Source organism: Haladaptatus sp. T7 (assembly GCF_026008575.1).
GTDB classification, from domain to species: Archaea; Halobacteriota; Halobacteria; order Halobacteriales; family Haladaptataceae; genus Haladaptatus; species Haladaptatus paucihalophilus.
In genome coordinates this window covers 241,172-259,914 of sequence record NZ_BROP01000006.1, presented here as the reverse complement: position 1 = coordinate 259,914, position 18,743 = coordinate 241,172, and the positions used below count along the sequence as shown (strand labels likewise).

At 60.7% G+C, this 18,743-nt stretch carries 17 protein-coding genes; 10 read left to right on the top strand and 7 right to left on the bottom strand.

Annotated features, from left to right (window positions below):
- Positions 1–721 precede the first annotated feature (721 nt).
- From OPC11_RS16990 to OPC11_RS16980, 3 genes are all read left to right on the top strand, one after another.
- Positions 722–1,039 (top strand): hypothetical protein, encoded by a 318-nt coding sequence (locus OPC11_RS16990; RefSeq protein ID WP_007981287.1) that lies wholly within the window; start codon positions 722–724, stop codon positions 1,037–1,039.
- An 808-nt stretch (positions 1,040–1,847) separates the two neighbouring features.
- On the top strand, positions 1,848–2,690 hold the full coding sequence (locus OPC11_RS16985; protein WP_264782701.1) for a ParA family protein: 843 nt from the start codon (positions 1,848–1,850) through the stop codon (positions 2,688–2,690).
- Positions 2,687–3,103 (top strand): hypothetical protein, encoded by a 417-nt coding sequence (locus OPC11_RS16980; protein WP_007981289.1) that lies wholly within the window; start codon positions 2,687–2,689, stop codon positions 3,101–3,103. Before OPC11_RS16985 ends, OPC11_RS16980 begins: the two co-directional genes overlap by 4 nt.
- 618 nt (positions 3,104–3,721) lie before the next feature.
- On the opposite strand, the gene OPC11_RS16975 is transcribed toward OPC11_RS16980, so the two are convergent.
- The 5 genes from OPC11_RS16975 to OPC11_RS16955 all read right to left on the bottom strand — a co-directional run bounded on the left by OPC11_RS16975 (position 3,722) and on the right by OPC11_RS16955 (position 9,316).
- A complete protein-coding gene (locus OPC11_RS16975) occupies positions 3,722–4,738 on the bottom strand; it encodes a MoxR family ATPase (protein ID WP_264782700.1) in 1,017 nt (338 codons plus the stop codon).
- 471 nt (positions 4,739–5,209) lie between these two features.
- Positions 5,210–6,016, bottom strand: coding sequence for an ABC transporter permease (locus OPC11_RS16970; RefSeq protein WP_007981291.1), 807 nt, complete (start codon positions 6,014–6,016; stop codon positions 5,210–5,212).
- On the bottom strand, positions 6,013–7,038 hold the full coding sequence (locus OPC11_RS16965; protein ID WP_007981292.1) for an ABC transporter permease: 1,026 nt from the start codon (positions 7,036–7,038) through the stop codon (positions 6,013–6,015). Before OPC11_RS16965 ends, OPC11_RS16970 begins: the two co-directional genes overlap by 4 nt.
- Positions 7,035–8,123 carry an ABC transporter ATP-binding protein gene (locus tag OPC11_RS16960; protein WP_007981293.1) on the bottom strand — a complete coding sequence of 363 codons (1,089 nt, stop codon included), beginning with the start codon at positions 8,121–8,123 and terminating at the stop codon, positions 7,035–7,037. Before OPC11_RS16960 ends, OPC11_RS16965 begins: the two co-directional genes overlap by 4 nt.
- A 53-nt stretch (positions 8,124–8,176) precedes the next feature.
- Positions 8,177–9,316 (bottom strand): PotD/PotF family extracellular solute-binding protein, encoded by a 1,140-nt coding sequence (locus OPC11_RS16955; RefSeq protein ID WP_264782699.1) that lies wholly within the window; start codon positions 9,314–9,316, stop codon positions 8,177–8,179.
- 364 nt (positions 9,317–9,680) lie between these two features.
- On the opposite strand from OPC11_RS16955, the gene OPC11_RS16950 reads away from it, so the two are divergent.
- Entirely contained in the window at positions 9,681–10,847 is a 1,167-nt protein-coding gene (locus OPC11_RS16950) for an FAD-binding oxidoreductase (protein ID WP_007981295.1), read from the top strand.
- 39 nt (positions 10,848–10,886) lie between these two features.
- Here OPC11_RS16950 and OPC11_RS16945 read toward each other — a convergent pair whose 3' ends face one another.
- Positions 10,887–12,116 carry a M20 family metallopeptidase gene (locus OPC11_RS16945; protein WP_264782698.1) on the bottom strand — a complete coding sequence of 410 codons (1,230 nt, stop codon included), beginning with the start codon at positions 12,114–12,116 and terminating at the stop codon, positions 10,887–10,889.
- Between the two features lie 12 nt (positions 12,117–12,128).
- Positions 12,129–13,466, bottom strand: coding sequence for an acetyl ornithine aminotransferase family protein (locus tag OPC11_RS16940; RefSeq protein WP_264782697.1), 1,338 nt, complete (start codon positions 13,464–13,466; stop codon positions 12,129–12,131).
- A 249-nt stretch (positions 13,467–13,715) separates the two neighbouring features.
- Between OPC11_RS16940 and OPC11_RS16935 the strand changes: the two genes are divergently transcribed.
- The 6 genes from OPC11_RS16935 (at position 13,716) to OPC11_RS16910 (ending at position 18,731) form a co-directional block, all read left to right on the top strand.
- Positions 13,716–14,216 carry an Lrp/AsnC family transcriptional regulator gene (locus tag OPC11_RS16935; protein ID WP_007981301.1) on the top strand — a complete coding sequence of 167 codons (501 nt, stop codon included), beginning with the start codon at positions 13,716–13,718 and terminating at the stop codon, positions 14,214–14,216.
- Positions 14,217–14,487: 271 nt separating this feature from the next.
- A complete protein-coding gene (locus OPC11_RS16930; RefSeq protein WP_007981303.1) occupies positions 14,488–15,405 on the top strand; it encodes a CoA-transferase in 918 nt (305 codons plus the stop codon).
- The gene (locus tag OPC11_RS16925) at positions 15,402–16,175 is read left to right on the top strand and encodes a CoA-transferase (protein WP_264782696.1); all 774 of its coding nucleotides are present in this window, start codon (positions 15,402–15,404) and stop codon (positions 16,173–16,175) included. Before OPC11_RS16930 ends, OPC11_RS16925 begins: the two co-directional genes overlap by 4 nt.
- Positions 16,175–17,338 carry a thiolase domain-containing protein gene (locus OPC11_RS16920; RefSeq protein ID WP_264782695.1) on the top strand — a complete coding sequence of 388 codons (1,164 nt, stop codon included), beginning with the start codon at positions 16,175–16,177 and terminating at the stop codon, positions 17,336–17,338. Before OPC11_RS16925 ends, OPC11_RS16920 begins: the two co-directional genes overlap by 1 nt.
- Complete coding sequence (locus OPC11_RS16915) at positions 17,335–18,312, top strand: 3-oxoacyl-[acyl-carrier-protein] synthase III C-terminal domain-containing protein (protein WP_264782694.1); 978 nt, start codon at positions 17,335–17,337, stop codon at positions 18,310–18,312. The genes OPC11_RS16920 and OPC11_RS16915 overlap by 4 nt, the downstream gene beginning before the upstream one ends.
- On the top strand, positions 18,312–18,731 hold the full coding sequence (locus OPC11_RS16910; RefSeq protein WP_264782693.1) for a Zn-ribbon domain-containing OB-fold protein: 420 nt from the start codon (positions 18,312–18,314) through the stop codon (positions 18,729–18,731). The genes OPC11_RS16915 and OPC11_RS16910 overlap by 1 nt, the downstream gene beginning before the upstream one ends.
- Positions 18,732–18,743: the final 12 nt, after the last annotated feature.

The window sequence follows — 18,743 nt, the reverse complement described above, 5'->3', positions numbered from 1 at the left end:
GTCCGACGAACAGTTGTATACCGCCTACTGATGAGGATGTCGATGAGGCGATGAGTAAAACTAGAGGCGTTGGCAGTAGAGGGCCATCGTTCGATGAGCGGATCTCGGCCTAAAATCGAGGCGACCCCTTGAAAGAAACGGAGAGTGACGTCACCCCCACCCCGTTATCGAAGTGTAACTCTCGTTTGGAGAGGTGGGGGTGACAATACGCTGCTCTCGTCTCTCTAGAACCCTCTCCAAACTCATTTTAACTATTACGAATTCTAGTTTGTGGATATTGTTTTATCTCTATTGGCTTAAACCTTCCCTTTCTATATGCTATAGTTGAATATGCTGTTTTTCGGCCTTAGAACCACTTAGTACCCGTCTTAGAACTCATTTTAGAATCCATCTGTCTCCAATACGTCCACAGCACCGTCTTTTCCTCTTTCTCATCCGCCCTTCCGTTCTCAACACCTCCCCCCATCACTCGTCCGTTTACACTTCGATAACGGGGGGAGGGGGTTGCGGCCGAATTCGGGTGGATTCCGACAGGCCGGCAGGTCAGCGGATTCCACGCGTAACGTTCCAAGGAAGCGTGTCGCTTTGGGCGTGAGCGTCGATGGCCTCGACGAGAACCCGGCTTTCACCGCTCGGTTTAACCAACAACGCAACGAGTCTGCCATCCGTGTTGGTTAAACTCCCGTCAAACACACGCCAAACACCCGTCATCCATTCATCCATGACCTACTCGCCACCAACTCCACCGCAAGACCTTCCGACTGATTTCGCCGAAACGCTCGACGAGTGCTCACCCGAACTGCTCCGATACGTTGCCAGATACGCCACGGAGTTGGCCGAGTATCGAGAGCGCGAACGACGACTGGCCGAGCGAGAGGAGGAACATGCTCAGGAGCGACCTGATGACCTCCCCGACGATGTTCCTTCCAGAGCTACGATTACGGTGAAAGAGATCAACGACAATCGCTACTACTGGCAGTGGCGCGAGGGCGACAAAATCAAATCCAAATACAAAGGACCGGTCGAATTCGATGCGTAAAACAAGGAGTGACAGTAGTGAGTAGAAGCGGTTGCTGTTGAGGGAAATCGTGCTGTCAGAAAAATCGAGAGCGGTAAGACTTCAATTTAGCCACCTACGAACTTCTTTCCCTTTACTCTAACAGTGGCCATTCGGTCGATGCGTCGGGATATCCCTGTAGAGATTTTCTCCGGGGTACCTCCTCGGGTGCACCGTGTTGCGAAGACCGCGTTTCGACGATGGTGTTACTGCACACTGTCCAGCTGACCTCTCTGGTGTAGATTCACGAGGTAGCCTCTCTACCTATTGTAACTATTGACATTTAGCCACCTATCCCTTTTTGTTGGCCTGTTTCGAGACTAGACCGACCGTTTGAACGAGCACGACCGATACACCCTCACTGATACCGTGTTCACTGATAATGGTTCACTGATATTTTGTCCACTCTCCTTCGTTACAATAGGTCTCCCTAACTTACAATAGGTGCCTCCGGTACCTTTGCTTCTATTCCTGTACCACCTATTCTCGCCTAGCCATCTATCTTCGCTAACTTCGGTGGCTAATCTCCTCCGTTCGTATTCAATGGTCGGGCACCGATGGTAGCTCCAATAGGTAACTCAGCTACTGAACCTATCTCCCCTAAGCTACCTATTGTAGTTCAACCATCTACTTGCGGCAAGTTTATGTCTCCTTGGCGAGATGGCTATCTCAACCGCCGAAGTAGGCAAATACCATACAATAGGTGACTGGTGTAAATGAGGTACCTATTAAAAACGACATTCCGGCGGCCGGGGACACAATGGTAGCTAACGTAGACACTCCACGCGCTGTGAGCGTAGTCATCTTGAAAGGCGGCGTCGGCAAATCAACGATTTCGATGAATCTTGCACGCCAACTGACAGAGCGTGGCCGAGTGTTGTTTGCCGATCTCGATCCAAACGGCCACGCAACCAACGGTCTCGGCTTCGGTGATGTCTACCGAGGTGAGACCAACCTCGGCGATGTCATCCTCGACCACGGCAATGCGACCGCCGCCGACCTCGTTCAGGAGACCGATTTCGGTTTCGACCTCCTCCCGTCCTCTGATTCGCTCGAAGATGTCGAAAAAGACCTTGCAGGTGCGCTTCAGGGGTCTGCACGGGTTAAAACGAAAATCGTCGACCCGCTTCTCGGGGAGCGATACGACTACATCGTGTTCGACTGCCCGGCCTATCCCGGAATGCTCAACAACAACGCGCTGGTCGCATCTGGAAACGTAATGATCCCCCTCGAACCGGGGTCCAGCTCCATCGGTGGGTACAAACGGACGATGGAGCGGCTTATCACTCCCTCGCGGGAGTACATCGATATCGACGTTCTTGCGCTCGTCCCGAACAAACTCCGTGAGCGAATCGACCAGCGAACCGAAGACCGCGAACTTCTCGAAAACCTGAATACGGCCGAGGCGACGGAAGGGAAAGTTCCGAACTTTGCGCGAATCACGGTCGACGAGTTCGAGGCGATCGACGAGGGCGAGATACAGCCGCCGAAACCCGGTATCCGATACAGTGCATCGCTTTCGAAATCGCTGAAAGAACATCAACCGCTCCTAGATTACAACCCCGAAAACAGCCAACTCGAGAACTTCGAGGAACTGGCCTCCATCGTCGTCAACGGTGGTGTCGAGCGATGACCGATGCGAATCCCTTCGACGATTTGGGTGCCGTCGAAAGCGATGAGACCGATCAGGGGGCTGGTCAGGGGGCATCCGAGTCTTCCCACGAACCCTCCGTGAAATCGGAAACCGATGCTCCTCCCGAGGAGAACTCCCCAGAGGCGACGCAGGCACGATCCACGAACGAGTCGGCGACGTCGTCCGGGCCGGCGTTCGAATATTCGGAGGTTCGACAACGACCACTGTACGCGCGAGGCGACACGTGGGACGAATTCGAAGATGCAGTCGGGATTACGGTCGTTCCGGAACTTCGACGCCAAGGAATCCGAGATGAGGAAAAGCGTGAAATCCACGATGCCGTCCTGACGCTTGCAGCGGAAGAACCCGAGCGTCTCGTCGAAATCATCGCCGAGCGAAGACACCGATCATAGACGGCGTAGCTTGCTATTCGAAGTGCGGTTCGGTACCGCTGCAGCGGTGTTCGATGCAGCGGTGTTCGAGTGTTTTTCGGAATATCGTCTTGGTTGAAATCCGGAACAGATGTCACCGTCTCGGATAGGGGACCTAATCGCCGGAAATCACGGGCTGGCGAGAACGGCAATAGATTCTATAGCTCTATTTGATATACCGTTGCTCGCTATCGTGATAGACCACAACTTCGAAGGTACGCTAATTTTGGCGCAGTTATCGACTTGGTTGGGGATTTCTATCCGACACTCGCGCTATTCTGAAAACGTCCCCGTCGGAAAAAACGCCCCCGTCAGGAATCACGTATACGTGGAAAAATCGACTGGCCCCGGTCTCAACGCGACCCCCATTCGGACTTTCGTCGGCTTCGCGTTCGTTCTGTTCCCCCTGGATACACCTTCATCGCCGCACTCTTCCCGGAAGCCGGTGGCTCCCCGGCGGGGACGAGCGACGGTGACGAGCGGGACGAGTCGACCCCGAGCTATCACGAATCGAGTCGTTGTGAGTTCTAGATCGTGACAAAACAAAGTGACGCCTTCGTAGCTGCACACGACCGGATTGAGCACCTGTGATTCGAATTTTCAGTCGATATTGGATAATTTTGCGGTTCCGACATCGGTGTCGATCGTGTCTCCGTTTTCACTACTGTCGTCGGTTACACTACTCGGTGGGGCGACGCTGTCCAACAAATCACGGACGACATCGACCGGCGAGCGGTCGCTCAACTCCGCCTCGGTGCTCAAGACGAGGCGGTGGCGCATCACGGGGACCGCCAGCGCCTTCACGTCGTCGGGAATCACGTAGTCGCGGCCGTGAATCGCGGCGCGGGCCTTCGCGGTGTGGAGCAGTGCGAGCGTCGCGCGCGGCGACCCGCCGTGCGCGAGGTCCGAATGCGTCCGGGACGCGCTCACGAGCGATTGGATGTAGGATTTGACCGACTCGGCGACGTGCACGGTTCGCACCCGCTCGCGCGCGTCGAGGATGTCGTCGGCGCTGACGACCTGAGAGAGGTCCGTCGGATTGAGATTCGGCGTCTCGTTAAAGCGGTCGATGAGCTGTATCTCGTCCTCATCGGAGGGGAGGTCCACGGTGAGCTTGCACTGGAATCGGTCGCGTTGCGCTTCGGGAAGCTCGTACGTGCCCTCCATCTCGATGGGGTTCTGGGTGGCGATGACCATGAACGGTGTTGGCAATGAAAGCGTGTCGCCCTCGATGGTGACGGTCCGTTCCTGCATGCCTTCGAGCAGTGCGCTCTGTGTTTTCGGCGTGGCGCGGTTGATCTCGTCGGCGACGAGTAAATTCGAAAAAATCGGACCCCGCTGGAGGCTAAATTCGCCAGTCCTTTCTCGATAGACGTGAGTGCCTGTAATATCCGCTGGGAGCAGATCCGGCGTCATCTGAATCCGATTGAATTCAAATCCGGTCGTGTGCGCGAATGCGTTCGCAATCGTCGTTTTGGCAACACCGGGAACCCCTTCGAGAAGGATATGGCCTCGTGTGAATAGCGCGATAGCGATTCCCTCGATAACATCGTCATTACCGATGAGAATAGTGTTCATCTCCTCCGTGAGCGTAGAGTAGATTTCTTGGGGATCCATCTTTACCGGAACTTCGGGAGCAATATGGATAAATCAATGGCCCAGTAGATAAACTCAAGGTCTATCCGTTACTCGGACTGCTTCACGGTGCGTCGTATCGATACGCACGTCTCGGACTGCTATTTTCGCTCAAGTACTGCCATCGCACGCATCACCTCACGGTGTTCTTGTACCGTCTCCGCTGCTCGCAACTGCTTTCGGAGACTAGCAGGTTCACTCGCAAAGCTGGCAGCCTGACCCGAGTTCATTCATCCGTGATTTTCGACCCTCAGAAGACCCGAAGGGACTGCGTACCGCTGTGGATGATATGCGTGGAGATGGGCAGTTCGATAGCGAACGAAAATGGCACGGGTGAGGTTCCGTTCCCATCACTCTGTGCTGTCTACGTGTCACCCTTTGTCGTCCAAGTCTATGCTCTTCGGACTCAGCTGGCGTTTTTCCAGCGAGAAACGGAAAACTCCCGGCGACGTCTCAAAGCCCCGATTTGAGGATGAGGTTCTTGCCGAGGAGGAGGTCCAATGTGAGCGGGACGGCCACGGTGATGAGCATCAGCACCGTCGCCATCGCGTTGATCATCGGCGTGATACTGGTGCGAACCATCGTGTAAATCTCGATGGGCGCGGTCGAGGTCGCCGGTTGGACCCAGAACTGGGTCGCCGTGAACTCGCCGAAACTGATGACGAACGCGAGGAGCATTCCCGCGGCGAGCCCCGGCGCGATGAGTGGCAGGGTCACCTCGAAGAAGGTTTCCAGTTCGTTCGCGCCGAGCGTCATCGCGGCCTCCTCGACCGACTGGTCGAATCCGTAGAGTTGGGCTCTGACGGTCACGAAAATGTAGGGTAACACGAGCGTCGTGTGGCCCGCGATGAGGAACAGGTAGTTCTTCTGAAACCCCATTTTCGTGAGGAAGGCCGTCAGCGCCACGCCGATGACGACCGGGCTGATTATCATCGGCAGGAAGAGCACGCTCGATAGGATGTTCTTCTTGGGGAACGACCGCCGGACGAAGCCGAGGGCGGTTATGGTGCCGACGATGCCCGCACACACCGACGCGCCGAGCGCGACGATGAAACTGTTCTTGAGCGCCGTGAGCATCCGGTCGCTGTTGAGGAACGTCTCGTACCATTTGAGACTGAATCCCTCTGGTGGGAACGTCGGAAACTTCGACGGTTGGAACGAGATGATGACCACCGCGAGGAGCGGGAACAAGAGGAACAGGTACACTAACCCGGTCGTCCCCCTGATTGCGTTCCATCCGAGTTCGTCGCGGGTGCTCATTCGGAACCACCTCCGAACACGTCGTCGAGGCCAACGAATCGGTTGAACAGGCTGATGAGGACGAACAACACGAGCAGGTAGACGACGCCCATGGCGCTCGCCAGCGGCCAGTCGAGGTTCTGACCGAAGGTCGTCTCGATGAGGTTGGCGACCATCGTGTTCGACGGGGCGCCCAGCAGCGCCGGTGCCATGTAACTCCCGACCGAGAGGATGAACACGAGAATCACGCCCGCGCTGATGCCCGGGAGCGTCAGCGGGAGCGTCACCTCGTAGAACGCCCGCAGCGGCGTCGCACCCATCGTCTTCGCGCTCTCGATGAGCGAGTCGTCTATCTCGTTGACGCTGTTGTAAATCGGGAGTATCATGAATGGTAGCAACGCTTGCGTGAGCCCCGAGATGACCGCGAGGTCCGAGTAGAGGAACCCGCCGCTCTCGATGCCGACCCACCCGAGCATCGACACGAGGAGGCCCTTGTTCCCGAGGACGAGAATCCACGCGTAGTATCGGATGATGAGCGGCACCCAGAAGGGAAGCACGACGAGGAGGAGGAACGCCGCCTTCCACTTCGAGACGGTCCGACCCAGGAAGTACGCGGGCACGTATCCGAGGGCGAGCGCGCCCAGCGTGACGAACACGCCGTACTTCAGGGACTGCCAGAGGATGGTCAGATACAGGTTGTTGAACGTCAGCGTTGCGAGGTCGACGTTCTGGGTGAGGATGAACTCGTAGTTGCTCAGCGAGAACTGCTGGATGATGACGCCCCCTGTGCCGCGCTGCCAGAAAGACAGCGTTACAATGTACAGAAGCGGGGCGAAGAGGAACAGAAACATCCAGCCGAGACCGAGGCCCGCTTGCACGCTTGCGAGGATGCTCTCGTGCCGCTTGATTCGGTCGAACGTGCCGGTGACGGGGCCGGACCGAAGTATCGCGGTCCTGATTTTGAACGCCCGCTCGCGGAGGCCGTCGGCTCCAGTCGAGGCCGACTGAACACCGTTTCCGAACGACTCTTGCTCGCTACTCATGCGGGTTCTCTCTCGGGCTTATCGTTTACGAGGAGGAGTTCTTCCGCCGGAATCGTGATGAACACCTCGTCTCCAGACTCGTACTCTTCGACGCCGGTGAAGCCGTGTTCAGCGACTGTCACCTCCTCGCCGGTCGAGAGGGTACAGAAGAACAGCGTCTTCTCGCCGAGATAACTCATCGTCGTCACCGTCGCCGACAGTTCGTTCGCGGCCCCGGTCGAAACCTTCGAGATGCTGAGTTTCTCCGCCCGGAGGAAGGCCAGCGCGGGGTCGTTCGGCGAGAGCGTCTGTTCGGTCGATTCGAGCGTCAGGCCGGAGTCGGTCTGGAGTGTAACACTGTCGTCTTCGGCGGTGACAGTCCCCGCGAGTTTGGTCGATTGACCGATGAACTCGCCGACGAACTCGGACTGTGGGTTCTCGTAGATGTCGAGCGGACTGCCCTGTTGGGAGAGTTCGCCGCTGTCGAGGACGATGACGCGGTCGGACAGCGAAAACGCCTCCATCTGGTCGTGGGTGACGTAGATGGTCGTGATGCCGATCTCCTCTTGGATGCGTTCCAGTTCGATGCGCATTTTCTGTCGAAGAACGCGGTCGAGCGCGGAGAGGGGTTCGTCCATCAAGAGGACGTTCGGCTCGAACACGAGCGCCCGCGCGAGGGCGACGCGCTGTTGTTGGCCGCCGGAGAGTTCGGTCGGGGAGCGGTCCACCATGCCGGGCAGTCGGACCATTTCGAGGGCTTCCTCGACACGGGTTCGCCGTTCTTCTTTATCGACGCCGCGCATCTTCAGCGGGAACCCGACGTTCTCGCCGACGGTCTTGTGCGGGAAGAGCGCGTAGTGCTGGAACACCATGCCGATGTCGCGCTCGTAAGGGGGTTGTTCGGTCACCACCTCACCACCGATTTCGATGGTTCCCGACGTCGGCGTTTCGAGTCCGGCAATCATACGGAGCGTCGTCGTCTTGCCGCACCCTGACGGACCGAGAAGCGAGACGAACTCACCGCGCTCGGCCTCGAAACTGACGTCATTGACCGCACGTACGTCACCAAACCGCTTCGTAACACCGGAGATTTGTACGTAGCTCATGTTATTTCGGGGTAATCGTGTATTTGAATATAATCGGGGCTGTCTGCGACGGCTCAGTAGTTCCCAAGCTTGATCTGCTCGAACGTTTGGGACCACTCTTGTTGGTGTTCGTTCTTGAACTTCATATCCTGGAATTTCAGGTTCTCACCGCCGGACGAGTCGAAGTCCGGGAGCGCCTTGATGTCGCTTGAGGTGACTTTCGTCGCTGGCGGATACCCGATTTCGGGCGCGAGGTTCTTGATGACGTCGTCGCGGTAGGCGAATTCGATGAACTTCTCTGCGGTGTACCGGTTCTTCGAACCCTTGGCGATGGCGAGCGTGTCCGTCCAGCCCATGGCTCCTTCCTTCGGGATACCGTACTTGAGGTTGTCGTACCCCTCGTCCTGAAGCGAGAGGATGCGACCGCCCCACGCCTCGCCGACGTAGGCGGTCTCGTTGGAGAACAGCGACGTCAGTTCCTGTCCGCTCGTCCAGTACTTCTTGACGAGTTTGTGCTGTTCGGCCATCGCGTCGTACACATTCTGTACGCCGTCCTCGTAGGACCCGGCGTCGCCCGCCATCTTGTTCGGGTCCATGCCGAGTTTGAGCGCCGTGGTGAACGTCCGGATGTACGGGACGCCCTCCATGGCGACGTTGCCTTTGAACTGCTGGTCGAAGGTCATGTCCCACGAGAGGCCGTTGGAATCGTCGATGTGGTCGGTGTTGTATGCCATCCCGATGGTGCCGTAGTACAGCGGTGCGGTGTGGATCTCCTCGCCGGGGTCGACGATGAAGTCCTTGAACACCGGCATGAGGTTCGACCACGTCTCGATGTTGTCGAGACGGAGCGGTTCGACGAGGCCCTGCTTCGCCGCCGCGTAGGAACTCGCGGTCGAGGGCATGATGATGTCGTAGGAGCCCTCCGGACTCGACCGGACGTTGGCCAGCATCTTGTCCTGCCCGCCGAAGCTCGACTGCTTGACCGTGACGTCGTACTCCTCTTCGAACGGTTCGATGACGTGCTTGTTGAGGGCCTCTTGGGTCGACCCTCCCCACGAGTAGAACTTCAGCGTATCGGTCATCTCCTCATCGCCGGAGGACGAGCCGTCTTTCGTCCCTCCGTTCTCCGTGCACCCTGCCAGAGCCAAAGAACCGATTGCCGCCGTCGTCCCGGTGGATTTCAGGAACGAACGGCGGTTGAGTTTCTCTATCATACTCTATCGGGCAATCCCATTACTAATACTTAAATTTTTCGTGTCATGGTGGTCACAGTAGAACATTTGGATGGTTCTTTCGTCCAAATTCTAAAATGGAGTGCCGATTAATGGAGTGGGTTGAATCAAGGCTGTCCCACAAATCGCTCGCCGAATCCGAGTATGCCCCAGAGATTCGCCGCCTCCTCGCCGACGAGGGCATCCGAGTGCGACCGCGATTGTTGCTGCTTGCTTATAGAATTAGTAGCTCAGTCTATAGACTCTCCTATCTCGTGCCGAATAATCGGAAGCATTGTTAATACCTCACCATCTACGACTACGAGACTGCCGCGCGACCATCCGGGTCGGCGTAGCGACCATTTCCATGCAAACGACACGAACCGCGGTAATCGGTGGCGGAATCGTCGGTTCGAGCGTCGCGTACCACCTCGGCGAGACGGCCGACGCGGACGTGACTGTCTTCGAACAGGGTGAACTCGCGGGTGAGACGACGGCCGCCTCGGGAGCGTTCTGCGGCCTCTGGGGCGATGAACCGCCGGCGTATCGCCGCCTCAAAGCGTACGGCGTTCGCCTCTACAACGAGTTCTTCGAGGCCCCGCGGATGAACTCGCCGTACACGCTCGCGCCCCGACTCGGAATCGCTTCAACACCGGAGGAAGCCCGAAAACTGCGAGCCGAGGCCCGCGAGTGCGCCCACGGACCGGTCGAGTACGTTCCCGGCGACAGACTCGACGCGGAACTCCTCCATCCGGGAGTGGACACGTCCACCGTCGAGGGTGCACTTTACCGTCCGAACATCGGATTTCTCGACGCGACCGAACTCGCCGCGGAGTTCGTCACACGAGCGCGGAATCGAGGTGTGACCTTCGAGATAGACACCAGAGTCGAGGACGTGACGACGGCTGACGGCTCCGTTACGGGTCTCGTCGCCGACGGCGAACACCGCGAGTTCGACGCCGTCGTCGCCGCGGCCGGACCGTGGAACACCCGTATCGCGGGATTGGTCGGCCTCGACCTCCCGATTCGACACACCCTCGGCCCGATTCTCATCTTCGACCCGCCCGCTGGCGTCCCGTACGACACGTTCAGCGTCAAACACGCCGAGAGCGGCGTCTATTTCCGCCAGCAACCCGACGGAACCGTCTTCGCGGGACACTACCCCGGCGGCTACGACGAGGCCGGACGCGACATCGACCCCGACGACGCGCCGACTGCGGTCCCCGCGGACCTCCGCGAGAAGATTCGGCGCGTGGTCGAAACGTACTTTCCGTGGACCGAGGGCGCGCGCGTCGCGGACGAGTGGGTCGGCGTGCGTTCGCTGACGCCGGACGCGGGCGCGATTGCCGGGTGGACCGAGGTAGACGGATTCTACGTCACGGGCTTCAACGCCGCCGGTATCCAACTCGCGCCGGTCATCGGACACGTCGTCGCAGAACAGCTCCTTCGCGGAAATCCGACGGATTACTACGACGCGGTTCGTCTCTCGCGGTTCGATGGCTTCTCCGACGTGTTTCGTGAGCGGGAGGCATGAGGCGTCAGTCACCTCGAACTCCCTGATTGTTCCAGACGCTCACTCGACCAACCGATTCACTGCGTCGGCGACGACCTGTGCGGTCTCGACTACTTCGTCCAGTTGGACGTACTCGCCCGTCCCGTGGACGTTCGCGCCGCTGGGTCCGACGATGACGGTCGGAATCCCGGCGCGGCCGCCGAGGTGGTTGAAATCACCGATGCTGGAGAAGTAGCCCACGTCGGGGTCGGTGTCGAACAGCGTGCGGATGCTCTCGAAGAACGGCCGCACGAGCGGGTCGTCCTCGTCGGTCACGTAGGGCTGAAAGTACATGCCCGGCTCCGGCGTCTCCCGAAGTGAAACGTCCACGTCGCTCTCCAAGTCGAGGCTGGCGACGAGTTGCTCCGCGTCCGCGAGGACGGATTCGGCCGTCTCGCCGGGCACAACGTGGCGGTCTATCTCCATCTCACAGCGGTCGGGGACCGAGAGCGGTTCTCCTCCCCCCTCGATGGAGAGCAGGCAGACGGAACCGGACCCGAGTTTCGGGTGCTGGCCGAGTTCCATCCCTTCGAAGGCCGCTGCGAGACGCGCGGCGTCGAGTGCAGCGTTCACGCCCATGTCCGGTTGCGACCCGTGTGCGGCCGTTCCGGTAACAGTTACCTCGTAGAGGAAGCGGCCGCGCGCGCCGAGGACGATTGCCGGGTTTTCGATGGTCTGTTGGGTGATGGTCGGCGCAGGTTCGGTGACGACGGCGAGGTCGCAGTCGTCGGTGAGACCGTCTCGAATCGTCGCGTCGGTCCCGAGGCCGAACGGCCCCTCTTCGTCCACGACCGCCGTGAGAATCACGTCGCCGCGGAGGTCGCGCTTCGAGAGGGCCTCGAAGGCGACGAGGAGCGAGGCGAGGCCGCCTTTCATGTCGCACGAACCCTGTCCGTACAGTTTGCCGTCCTCGATGCGGCCCGAACAGGGGTCTTCTTCCCAACCGTCGACGTGCTGCACGGTGTCCATGTGCCCGTTCAGGAGGACGGTCGGCGCGTCGGGGTCGGAGCCTTCGAGGCGGGCGACGACGTTGTTTCCCTCGAAGCCGGTGATGGCCGGTTCGGAGACCGCGTGATACTCAGGGTCGAGGTCGCGTTGGTCCAACCAGTCGAAGATGTACGCGGCGACCGCTTCTTCCTCGAAGAACGGGCTCGGAATCCGAACCACGTCCTGGAGCAACTCGACCGTCTCGTCGGGGTCTATCTCGGTTTCGATACCGTCGGCTGTGTCGGATGAGATGTCGGAAGACATAGATGGGGTGGGTTACTCCAGCGCCTCCGCGAGCGCCTCGCCGAAGAGTTCGACACCGACCGTGGCTTGTTCTTTCGTGATGGTGAGCGGCGGCGCGAATCTGACCGTGCTCTGGCCGCACGGGAGAATCATCAGGCCGTGTTCCCACGCGGTGTGCATGACCGCCTCGGAGAGGTCGCCGTCGGGTTCGCCCGTCTCGGGGTCGACGAATTCGGCACCGATCATCAAGCCGAGGCCGCGCACCTCCGCGATTTGCGGGAACTCCTCCGCGAGCGCGTCGAGTTCGTCCATCAGGTGCGCGCCGACATCGGTCGCGTTGTCCAGGAGGTTCTCCTCTTCGATGACGTCGATGACGGCGTTCGCGGCGGCGGCGGCCACGGGATTTCCGTGGTACGTGCTCGCGTGCGTTCCCGCTCCCCACGTCATCACCGATTCTTTGGCGACCATCGCGGACATCGGGAGGCCGTTGGCGATGCCCTTGCCCATCAGGGTGATGTCGGGTTCGACGGCCCAGTTGTCCATCCCGAACCACTCGCCGGTGCGGCCGAATCCGGCCTGCACCTCGTCGGCGATGAGGAGGATACCGTGGTCATCCGCGAACTCGCGGAGGCGTTGGTGGAATCCCTCCGGTGGCACGACGTAGCCTCCCTCTCCCTGTACGGGTTCGACGACGATACCCGCGATTTCGTCCACGGGAACGCGCGTTCGAATCAGGTCCTCGAAGGCGTCGAACGTCGCTTCCATCGCGGCCTCGTCGCTACCGTACTTCCTGGGCTTCGGGTACGGAATGTGGTCCACGCCGGGAACGAGCGGGCCGAACCCGCGCTTGTACTTCGTCTTGCTCGCGGTGAGCGAAAGCGCGCCCATCGTCCGTCCGTGGAACCCGCCTTCGAAGGCGATGAATCGGTGGCGGCCCGTGTGGTGCCGCGCGAGTTTCATTCCCGCTTCGACCGCCTCCGCGCCGCTGTTGCCGAAGAACACCTTCTTCGGGGAGTCGCCGGGGGCAATCGCTTCGAGTCGTTCGGCCAGTCGCGTCGGCTCCGGCGAGTAGTAGTCGCAGAACGCCGGGTGGACCAGCACGTCGAGTTGGTCCTTCGCCGCCTCCACGACCTTCGGGTGGCGGTGGCCGACGTTCGTCACCGCGATACCGCTGGCGAAGTCCCAAAAGCGGTTGCCGTCCACGTCGGTCACGTTCAGTCCCTGCGCACTCTCGACGGCGAGCGGGTACGCCCGCGGCGAACTCGGCGAGACGACTTCGCCGTCCGCCTCGACGAGTTGCTTCGCCTTCGTGCCCGGCAGGTCCGTCACGATGTTTGGTCCCTCTACTGACCGACCGTCTTGCTTGCTCATGGCACGGGGTGTGTTGTGGTGGGTATTAAATTATTGGGAAAAGATTGCACCAGTTGGAAATATGGGTGGATATTATTGGTCTATTTTGTCGTATGGCGGGACTGCGCGCGGGTAGCGGCGACGGTTCTCGCGCCGTAGCGTGAATGAGTCCCGGATACGACCGCCGTCCGCGACCACTGCTCGACAAACACCGAAGGAAACTCAACAAATTGGAAAGCATTTATGTACTCTATTCGACTTACTACAATCATGGCCGACGTAAACCTCGATGAGAAAGATTTCGAGATACTCCGCTGGTTGGACCGAGAAGGCGACGTGGACTTGGGCGTCGACGAACTGAGCGACAAACTCGGAATCAGTCCCTCGACGGTCTACTACCGCATTGAGAAGTACCGCGAGCAGGGCATCGTCACGGGGAAGGTGCCGCAATTGGACCGGAAGGAACTCGGACTGAACCTCACCGTCATCAGCGAAATCAAGAGTGAGTACGGTCCCGGATACGACGACATCGGCGAGCGTCTCTCGAACATCTCCGGCGTCCAGACGGCGTACTTCATGGTCGGTGAGAAGTCGTTCATCCTCATCGCCCACCTCCGCGACCACGACCACCTCCAGCAGTTCATCGACGACATCATCCACACCGATGGCGTCGCTCACTCGGCCACGAACATCGTCCTCAAGACGTTCAAGGATGAACCTCGTCTCCTCGTCAACTACGACGACGAGGACCTCGAAGCGCTTCGTTCCTGAGCCTCGAAGTTCGTTCTCGACGAACCGTCATTCGAAACGACCTCGTATCCCTTTCCTTTCTTCTCCCCACACTTTCGTTTCCTCTTCTCTCGCATTGCTCTCCCCCTTTTCTCTCGCATTGCTTTCCTTCCCTATCCCGCATGCGCACCACCGTCAAGACGACTGTCAACAGGTCTCGTGCATTGCTATAGAATCAAAATATCTGGTCTTGATTTGTAACTACTCTTGTGAGGGGAAGGTAAATATAGGACTACTACAAACCTGGGCAACGATGACGAAGGTAACAGACTTGGCGAACGCGATATCGGGTGCCGTCGACGACGGGGATAGCGTCTACCTCGGTGGGTTCACGCATCTCATTCCCTTCGCCGCGGGCCACGAGATAATCAGACAGGAGTACGAGGATCTCCACCTCATGCGGGCGACACCGGATCTCGTCTTCGACCAGATGATTGCCGCCGGATGCGCCTCGGCGGTCACCTTCTCGTGGGCGGGCAACCCCGGCGTCGGGAGTCTTCGGGCCTTCCGGCGCGCCGTCGAAGACGGCGTTCCGAACGAGATAACTATCGACGAGTATTCGCACTTCGGCCTCGTCTCGCGCCTCTTCGCTGGCGCGCGGGACATGCCGTTCGTTCCCCTTCGGAGCCTCGTCGGGTCGAGTCTCCCGGAGCACAACGACAGTATCCGAACCGTCAAGAATCCGTTCGCCCCCGACGAGCAGGTCTGCGTCGTCCCGCCGTTGAATCCCGACGTTTCAATCGTCCGGGGGCAGCGCGCGAGTCCCGAGGGCGACGCGCACCTCTGGGGTATCACCGGCGATGTAGTCGACGCGGCCTTTGCCGCCGATACCGTCGTCCTCTGCGTCGAGGAAATCGTGGACACCGAGACGCTCCGCAGCGACCCCAACCGGACCGAAATTCCGGGGACCGTCGTCGATTACGTGGTCGAAGCGCCCTACGGGTCGCATCCGTCCTATACGCAGGGCTACTACGGCCGCGACAACGCCGCGTATCTCGAATGGGACGAGATGTCGAAGACGCACGAGTCAACCCAAGAGTGGCTCGACGAGTGGGTCTACGGCGTCGAAGACCGCCGCGAGTACGTCGAGAAACTCGGTGCCGAGCGCCTGCTGGACCTCGAACCGACCCACGACTACGCCGAACCCATCGACATGGGGCGATACGCATGAGCGACCTCGACTACACCGACACGGAGCTGATGATAACGCGCGCGGCGCTCGAACTGCGGAACGACGACACCGTTCTCGTCGGCGTCGGCGTCCCCAACCTCGCGTGTAACCTCGCCAAGCGGACGCACGCGCCGGATCTCCAGATGATATACGAATCGGGGACCGTCGATTCGAACCCCGACGCGCTCCCGCTCTCCATCGGTGACCCGGTCCTCGCAACGGGGGCGCGAAGCATCGTTCCGATGTACGAAGGTTTCAGTCGCTATCTGCAGTCCGGCCGCATCGACGTGGGCTTCCTCGGCGGCGCACAGATCGACAAACGCGGTAACATCAACTCGACCGTCATCGGCGACTACGACGACCCGAAGGTGCGGCTTCCGGGGAGCGGTGGAGCCTGCGAAATCTCCAGTAACGCCCACCGGACGCTCATCATCACGCCCCATCAGAAGCGCCGATTCCCCGAGGAGGTCGATTTCATCACCTCGCCGGGGTACGTCGAAGGACGCGAGGGCCGCGAGGAGATGGGACTCCGCGGCGGCCCCGAGGCGGTCATCACCGATAAGGCAGTGATGAAATTCGACGACAACGGGGAGATGTACGTGGACACGCTTCACGTCGGCGTCACCCGCGACGAAGTACAGGAGGCCACCGGCTGGGAGGTCCAGTTCGCCGACGACGTGACCGAGACGCCGACCCCCGACGACGAGGAGATTCGACTCATCCGCGAGGAACTCGACCCCGACGGCATCTACACGGGTGGTGGCGACTAGTGCGCGACGTGGCACTCGTCGGCGCGGGCCAAAGTCCCTACGGGGAACACCCCGACGCTGGCATCAAGGAACTGTTCGAGTCGGCCTACGACGCGATGGTCGAGTCGGTCGACCGCAGATTCGACGCGGACGACCTCGACGGAGCCTACGTCGGCAGTCTCGGCGTCGGCGGTTACCAACTCGGCATCACGGGCGCATCGCTCACGTCGCACCTCGGACTGACCGGTCTGCCGGTCCAGCGCGTCGAAAACGCCTGCGCCTCCGGCGGCTTCGCCCTGCTCGACGCGGTTCACGCCGTCGGGGCGGGCGCGAGCGAGGCCGTCCTCGCGGGCGGGGTCGAGAAGATGCTGGACCTCAGCGGCGACCGGTCGAAGTACTGGTTGGGCGTCAGCGGCGACACCGAGTACGAGCGTCTCGCGGGTATGACGTTCGCGGGCGTCTACGCCATCGCCGCCCAGCGATATCTCCACGAGACCGATGCCGAACACGAGCACCTCTCGAAGGTCGCCGTCAAGAACCACGAGAACGGCGCGGTGAATCCCAAAGCCCAGTTCCAGCGCGAAGTCTCGCTGGAGAAGGCACAGGGTGCGCCGGAGATCGCCGATCCGCTGAACCTCTACGACGCCTGCCCGACGACCGACGGCGCGGCCTGTGCGATGGTCGTCCCGGCCGACGAAGCGCACGAGTACACCGACGACCCGGTGTACATCACCGGATTCGGCGGCGGCAGCGACCACCTCGCGCTCCACGACCGGGACACCATCACGTCGCTCTCGGCGGTCCGCGAGGCCGCGAACGACGCCTACGACCGTGCGGGGAGAACCGCCGACGACATCGACTTCGCGGAGGTCCACGATTGTTTCACCATCGCGGAACTCCTCGCCTACGAGGACCTCGGATTCGCCGACCGCGGCGAGGGGTGGCGACTCATCGACGAGGGTCGGACGCGACGAGACGGCGACCTGCCCGTCAACACGAGCGGCGGGTTGAAGTCGAAGGGTCACCCGCTGGGAGCGACCGGTATCGGACAGGTCGTGGAAGTGTTCGACCAACTCCGCGGCGACGCGGGCGAACGACAGGTCGATGGCAGCGTCGCACTCTCGCACAACGTCGGCGGGTCCGGCGGTGCGGCGACCGTCTTCATCTACGAGGTGGACGCATGAGCGTCGGCATAACCGACTACGCCGTCTCGCTTCCGTCCTACCACGTCACCGCCGAGGCGTACGAGGAGGTTTGGGGTCGATTCGCCGCGAGAATCGACCGCAAGACCGTCCTCGCCTACGACGAGGACGCCATCACGATGGCCACGGAGTCGGGGCGGGCAGTCGATGGAGACGGCACGGAGACGCTCGCGTTCGCCACCACGTCGAACCCGCAGTCGGGGTCGTTGGCGAGTGGACCGCTCTCGCGTGCGCTCGGTATCGACGGGGCACGCCGGACGCTGGAGTTCGGCAACTCGTGGAAGGCGGGTCTCGAAGCACTCGACGTCGGACTCTCGTTCGGGTCGTCCCTCGTGGTCGCATCCGATGCGCCCGACGCCCCCCGAGATGAGGACGCAGAGCACGTCCTCGGTGCCGGGTCCGCGGCGTTCGTCGTCGGCGACGACCCGCTCGCGGTCCGCGTCGGAAGCGCCCACTACGTGGACGCCTACCTCCCGGCGAAGTTCCGAACGGACGGGCAGGTGACCGACCTCTCGCTCGGCGGATACACGACCGAAGGCTTCGTGGAAGCGCTCTCGGCCGTCGTGGACGACGCCCTCGAGGAAGCGAACTGCGCTGTCGAGGATATCGACCACGCGGTGTTCCCGCAGGACGACGTGAAGATGTCGTGGCGCGGCGGCGCTCGACTCGGATTCGACGCCGACCAGATGAGTGCCGGGTTCGTCGTCAAGCGCATGGGATTCGCGGGCGTCGCCTCGCCCCTCGTTGGTCTCGCCGCGGCTCTCGACGCCGCGGAGTCGGGTTCTACAATCCTCGTCGCCGGATACGGGTACGGCCACGGCGCTAGCGCGTTCGTCTTCGAGACGACCGATAGAGTCGAAGACGAGGGCGCGTCGGCTGGCGTCGGTGCCGCACTCGACGCGGCCGAGGAGTTGAGTTACGCCGAGTACGCGCGATTGCAGGAGGTGTCGAACTGATGGGTGCACACATCTCGATTCCGATGTACGAGCGAACCGTGGGGCAACGATTGGCGTTCGAGGGCGAACGCTGTACCGACTGCGGGACCATCGCGTTCCCTCCGAAGGGGGCGTGTCCCGACTGCCGAAACGACGAGTTCGAGACGGTCGACCTCTCGGAAGAGGGCACCATCTACTCCTATACCGTTCTCTCGCCGGGTGGTGCGCCGCCGGAGTTCGCCGGGCAGGCGCAGGCGGAGGGGCGGTACGTCGTCGCCATCGTCGAACTCGACGAAGGACCGCGAATCACCGCACAGGTCACGGATGTCGACCCGACCGAGGTGGCGGTCGGTATGCCCGTTTCGGGTCGCATTCGTCGCATCTACGAGGAGGAGGGAATCGTCAGATACGGGTTCAAGTTCGTCCCCGCGACGGAGTGAGTCTCGCCCCGC

Bases quoted from the DNA above. Each gene is read 5' to 3' on its own strand.
- OPC11_RS16955 (WP_264782699.1), bottom strand. From the start codon at position 9,316: ATGATAGAGAAACTCAACCGCCGTTCGTTCCTGAAATCCACCGGGACG.
- OPC11_RS16910 (WP_264782693.1), top strand. From the start codon at position 18,312: ATGGGTGCACACATCTCGATTCCGATGTACGAGCGAACCGTGGGGCAA.
- OPC11_RS16980 (WP_007981289.1), top strand. From the start codon at position 2,687: ATGACCGATGCGAATCCCTTCGACGATTTGGGTGCCGTCGAAAGCGAT.
- OPC11_RS16925 (WP_264782696.1), top strand. From the start codon at position 15,402: ATGAGCGACCTCGACTACACCGACACGGAGCTGATGATAACGCGCGCG.
- OPC11_RS16975 (WP_264782700.1), bottom strand. From the start codon at position 4,738: ATGGATCCCCAAGAAATCTACTCTACGCTCACGGAGGAGATGAACACT.
- OPC11_RS16940 (WP_264782697.1), bottom strand. From the start codon at position 13,466: ATGAGCAAGCAAGACGGTCGGTCAGTAGAGGGACCAAACATCGTGACG.
- OPC11_RS16970 (WP_007981291.1), bottom strand. From the start codon at position 6,016: ATGAGCACCCGCGACGAACTCGGATGGAACGCAATCAGGGGGACGACC.
- OPC11_RS16960 (WP_007981293.1), bottom strand. From the start codon at position 8,123: ATGAGCTACGTACAAATCTCCGGTGTTACGAAGCGGTTTGGTGACGTA.
- OPC11_RS16950 (WP_007981295.1), top strand. From the start codon at position 9,681: ATGCAAACGACACGAACCGCGGTAATCGGTGGCGGAATCGTCGGTTCG.
- OPC11_RS16930 (WP_007981303.1), top strand. From the start codon at position 14,488: ATGACGAAGGTAACAGACTTGGCGAACGCGATATCGGGTGCCGTCGAC.
- OPC11_RS16935 (WP_007981301.1), top strand. From the start codon at position 13,716: ATGGCCGACGTAAACCTCGATGAGAAAGATTTCGAGATACTCCGCTGG.
- OPC11_RS16945 (WP_264782698.1), bottom strand. From the start codon at position 12,116: ATGTCTTCCGACATCTCATCCGACACAGCCGACGGTATCGAAACCGAG.
- OPC11_RS16965 (WP_007981292.1), bottom strand. From the start codon at position 7,038: ATGAGTAGCGAGCAAGAGTCGTTCGGAAACGGTGTTCAGTCGGCCTCG.
- OPC11_RS16915 (WP_264782694.1), top strand. From the start codon at position 17,335: ATGAGCGTCGGCATAACCGACTACGCCGTCTCGCTTCCGTCCTACCAC.
- OPC11_RS16990 (WP_007981287.1), top strand. From the start codon at position 722: ATGACCTACTCGCCACCAACTCCACCGCAAGACCTTCCGACTGATTTC.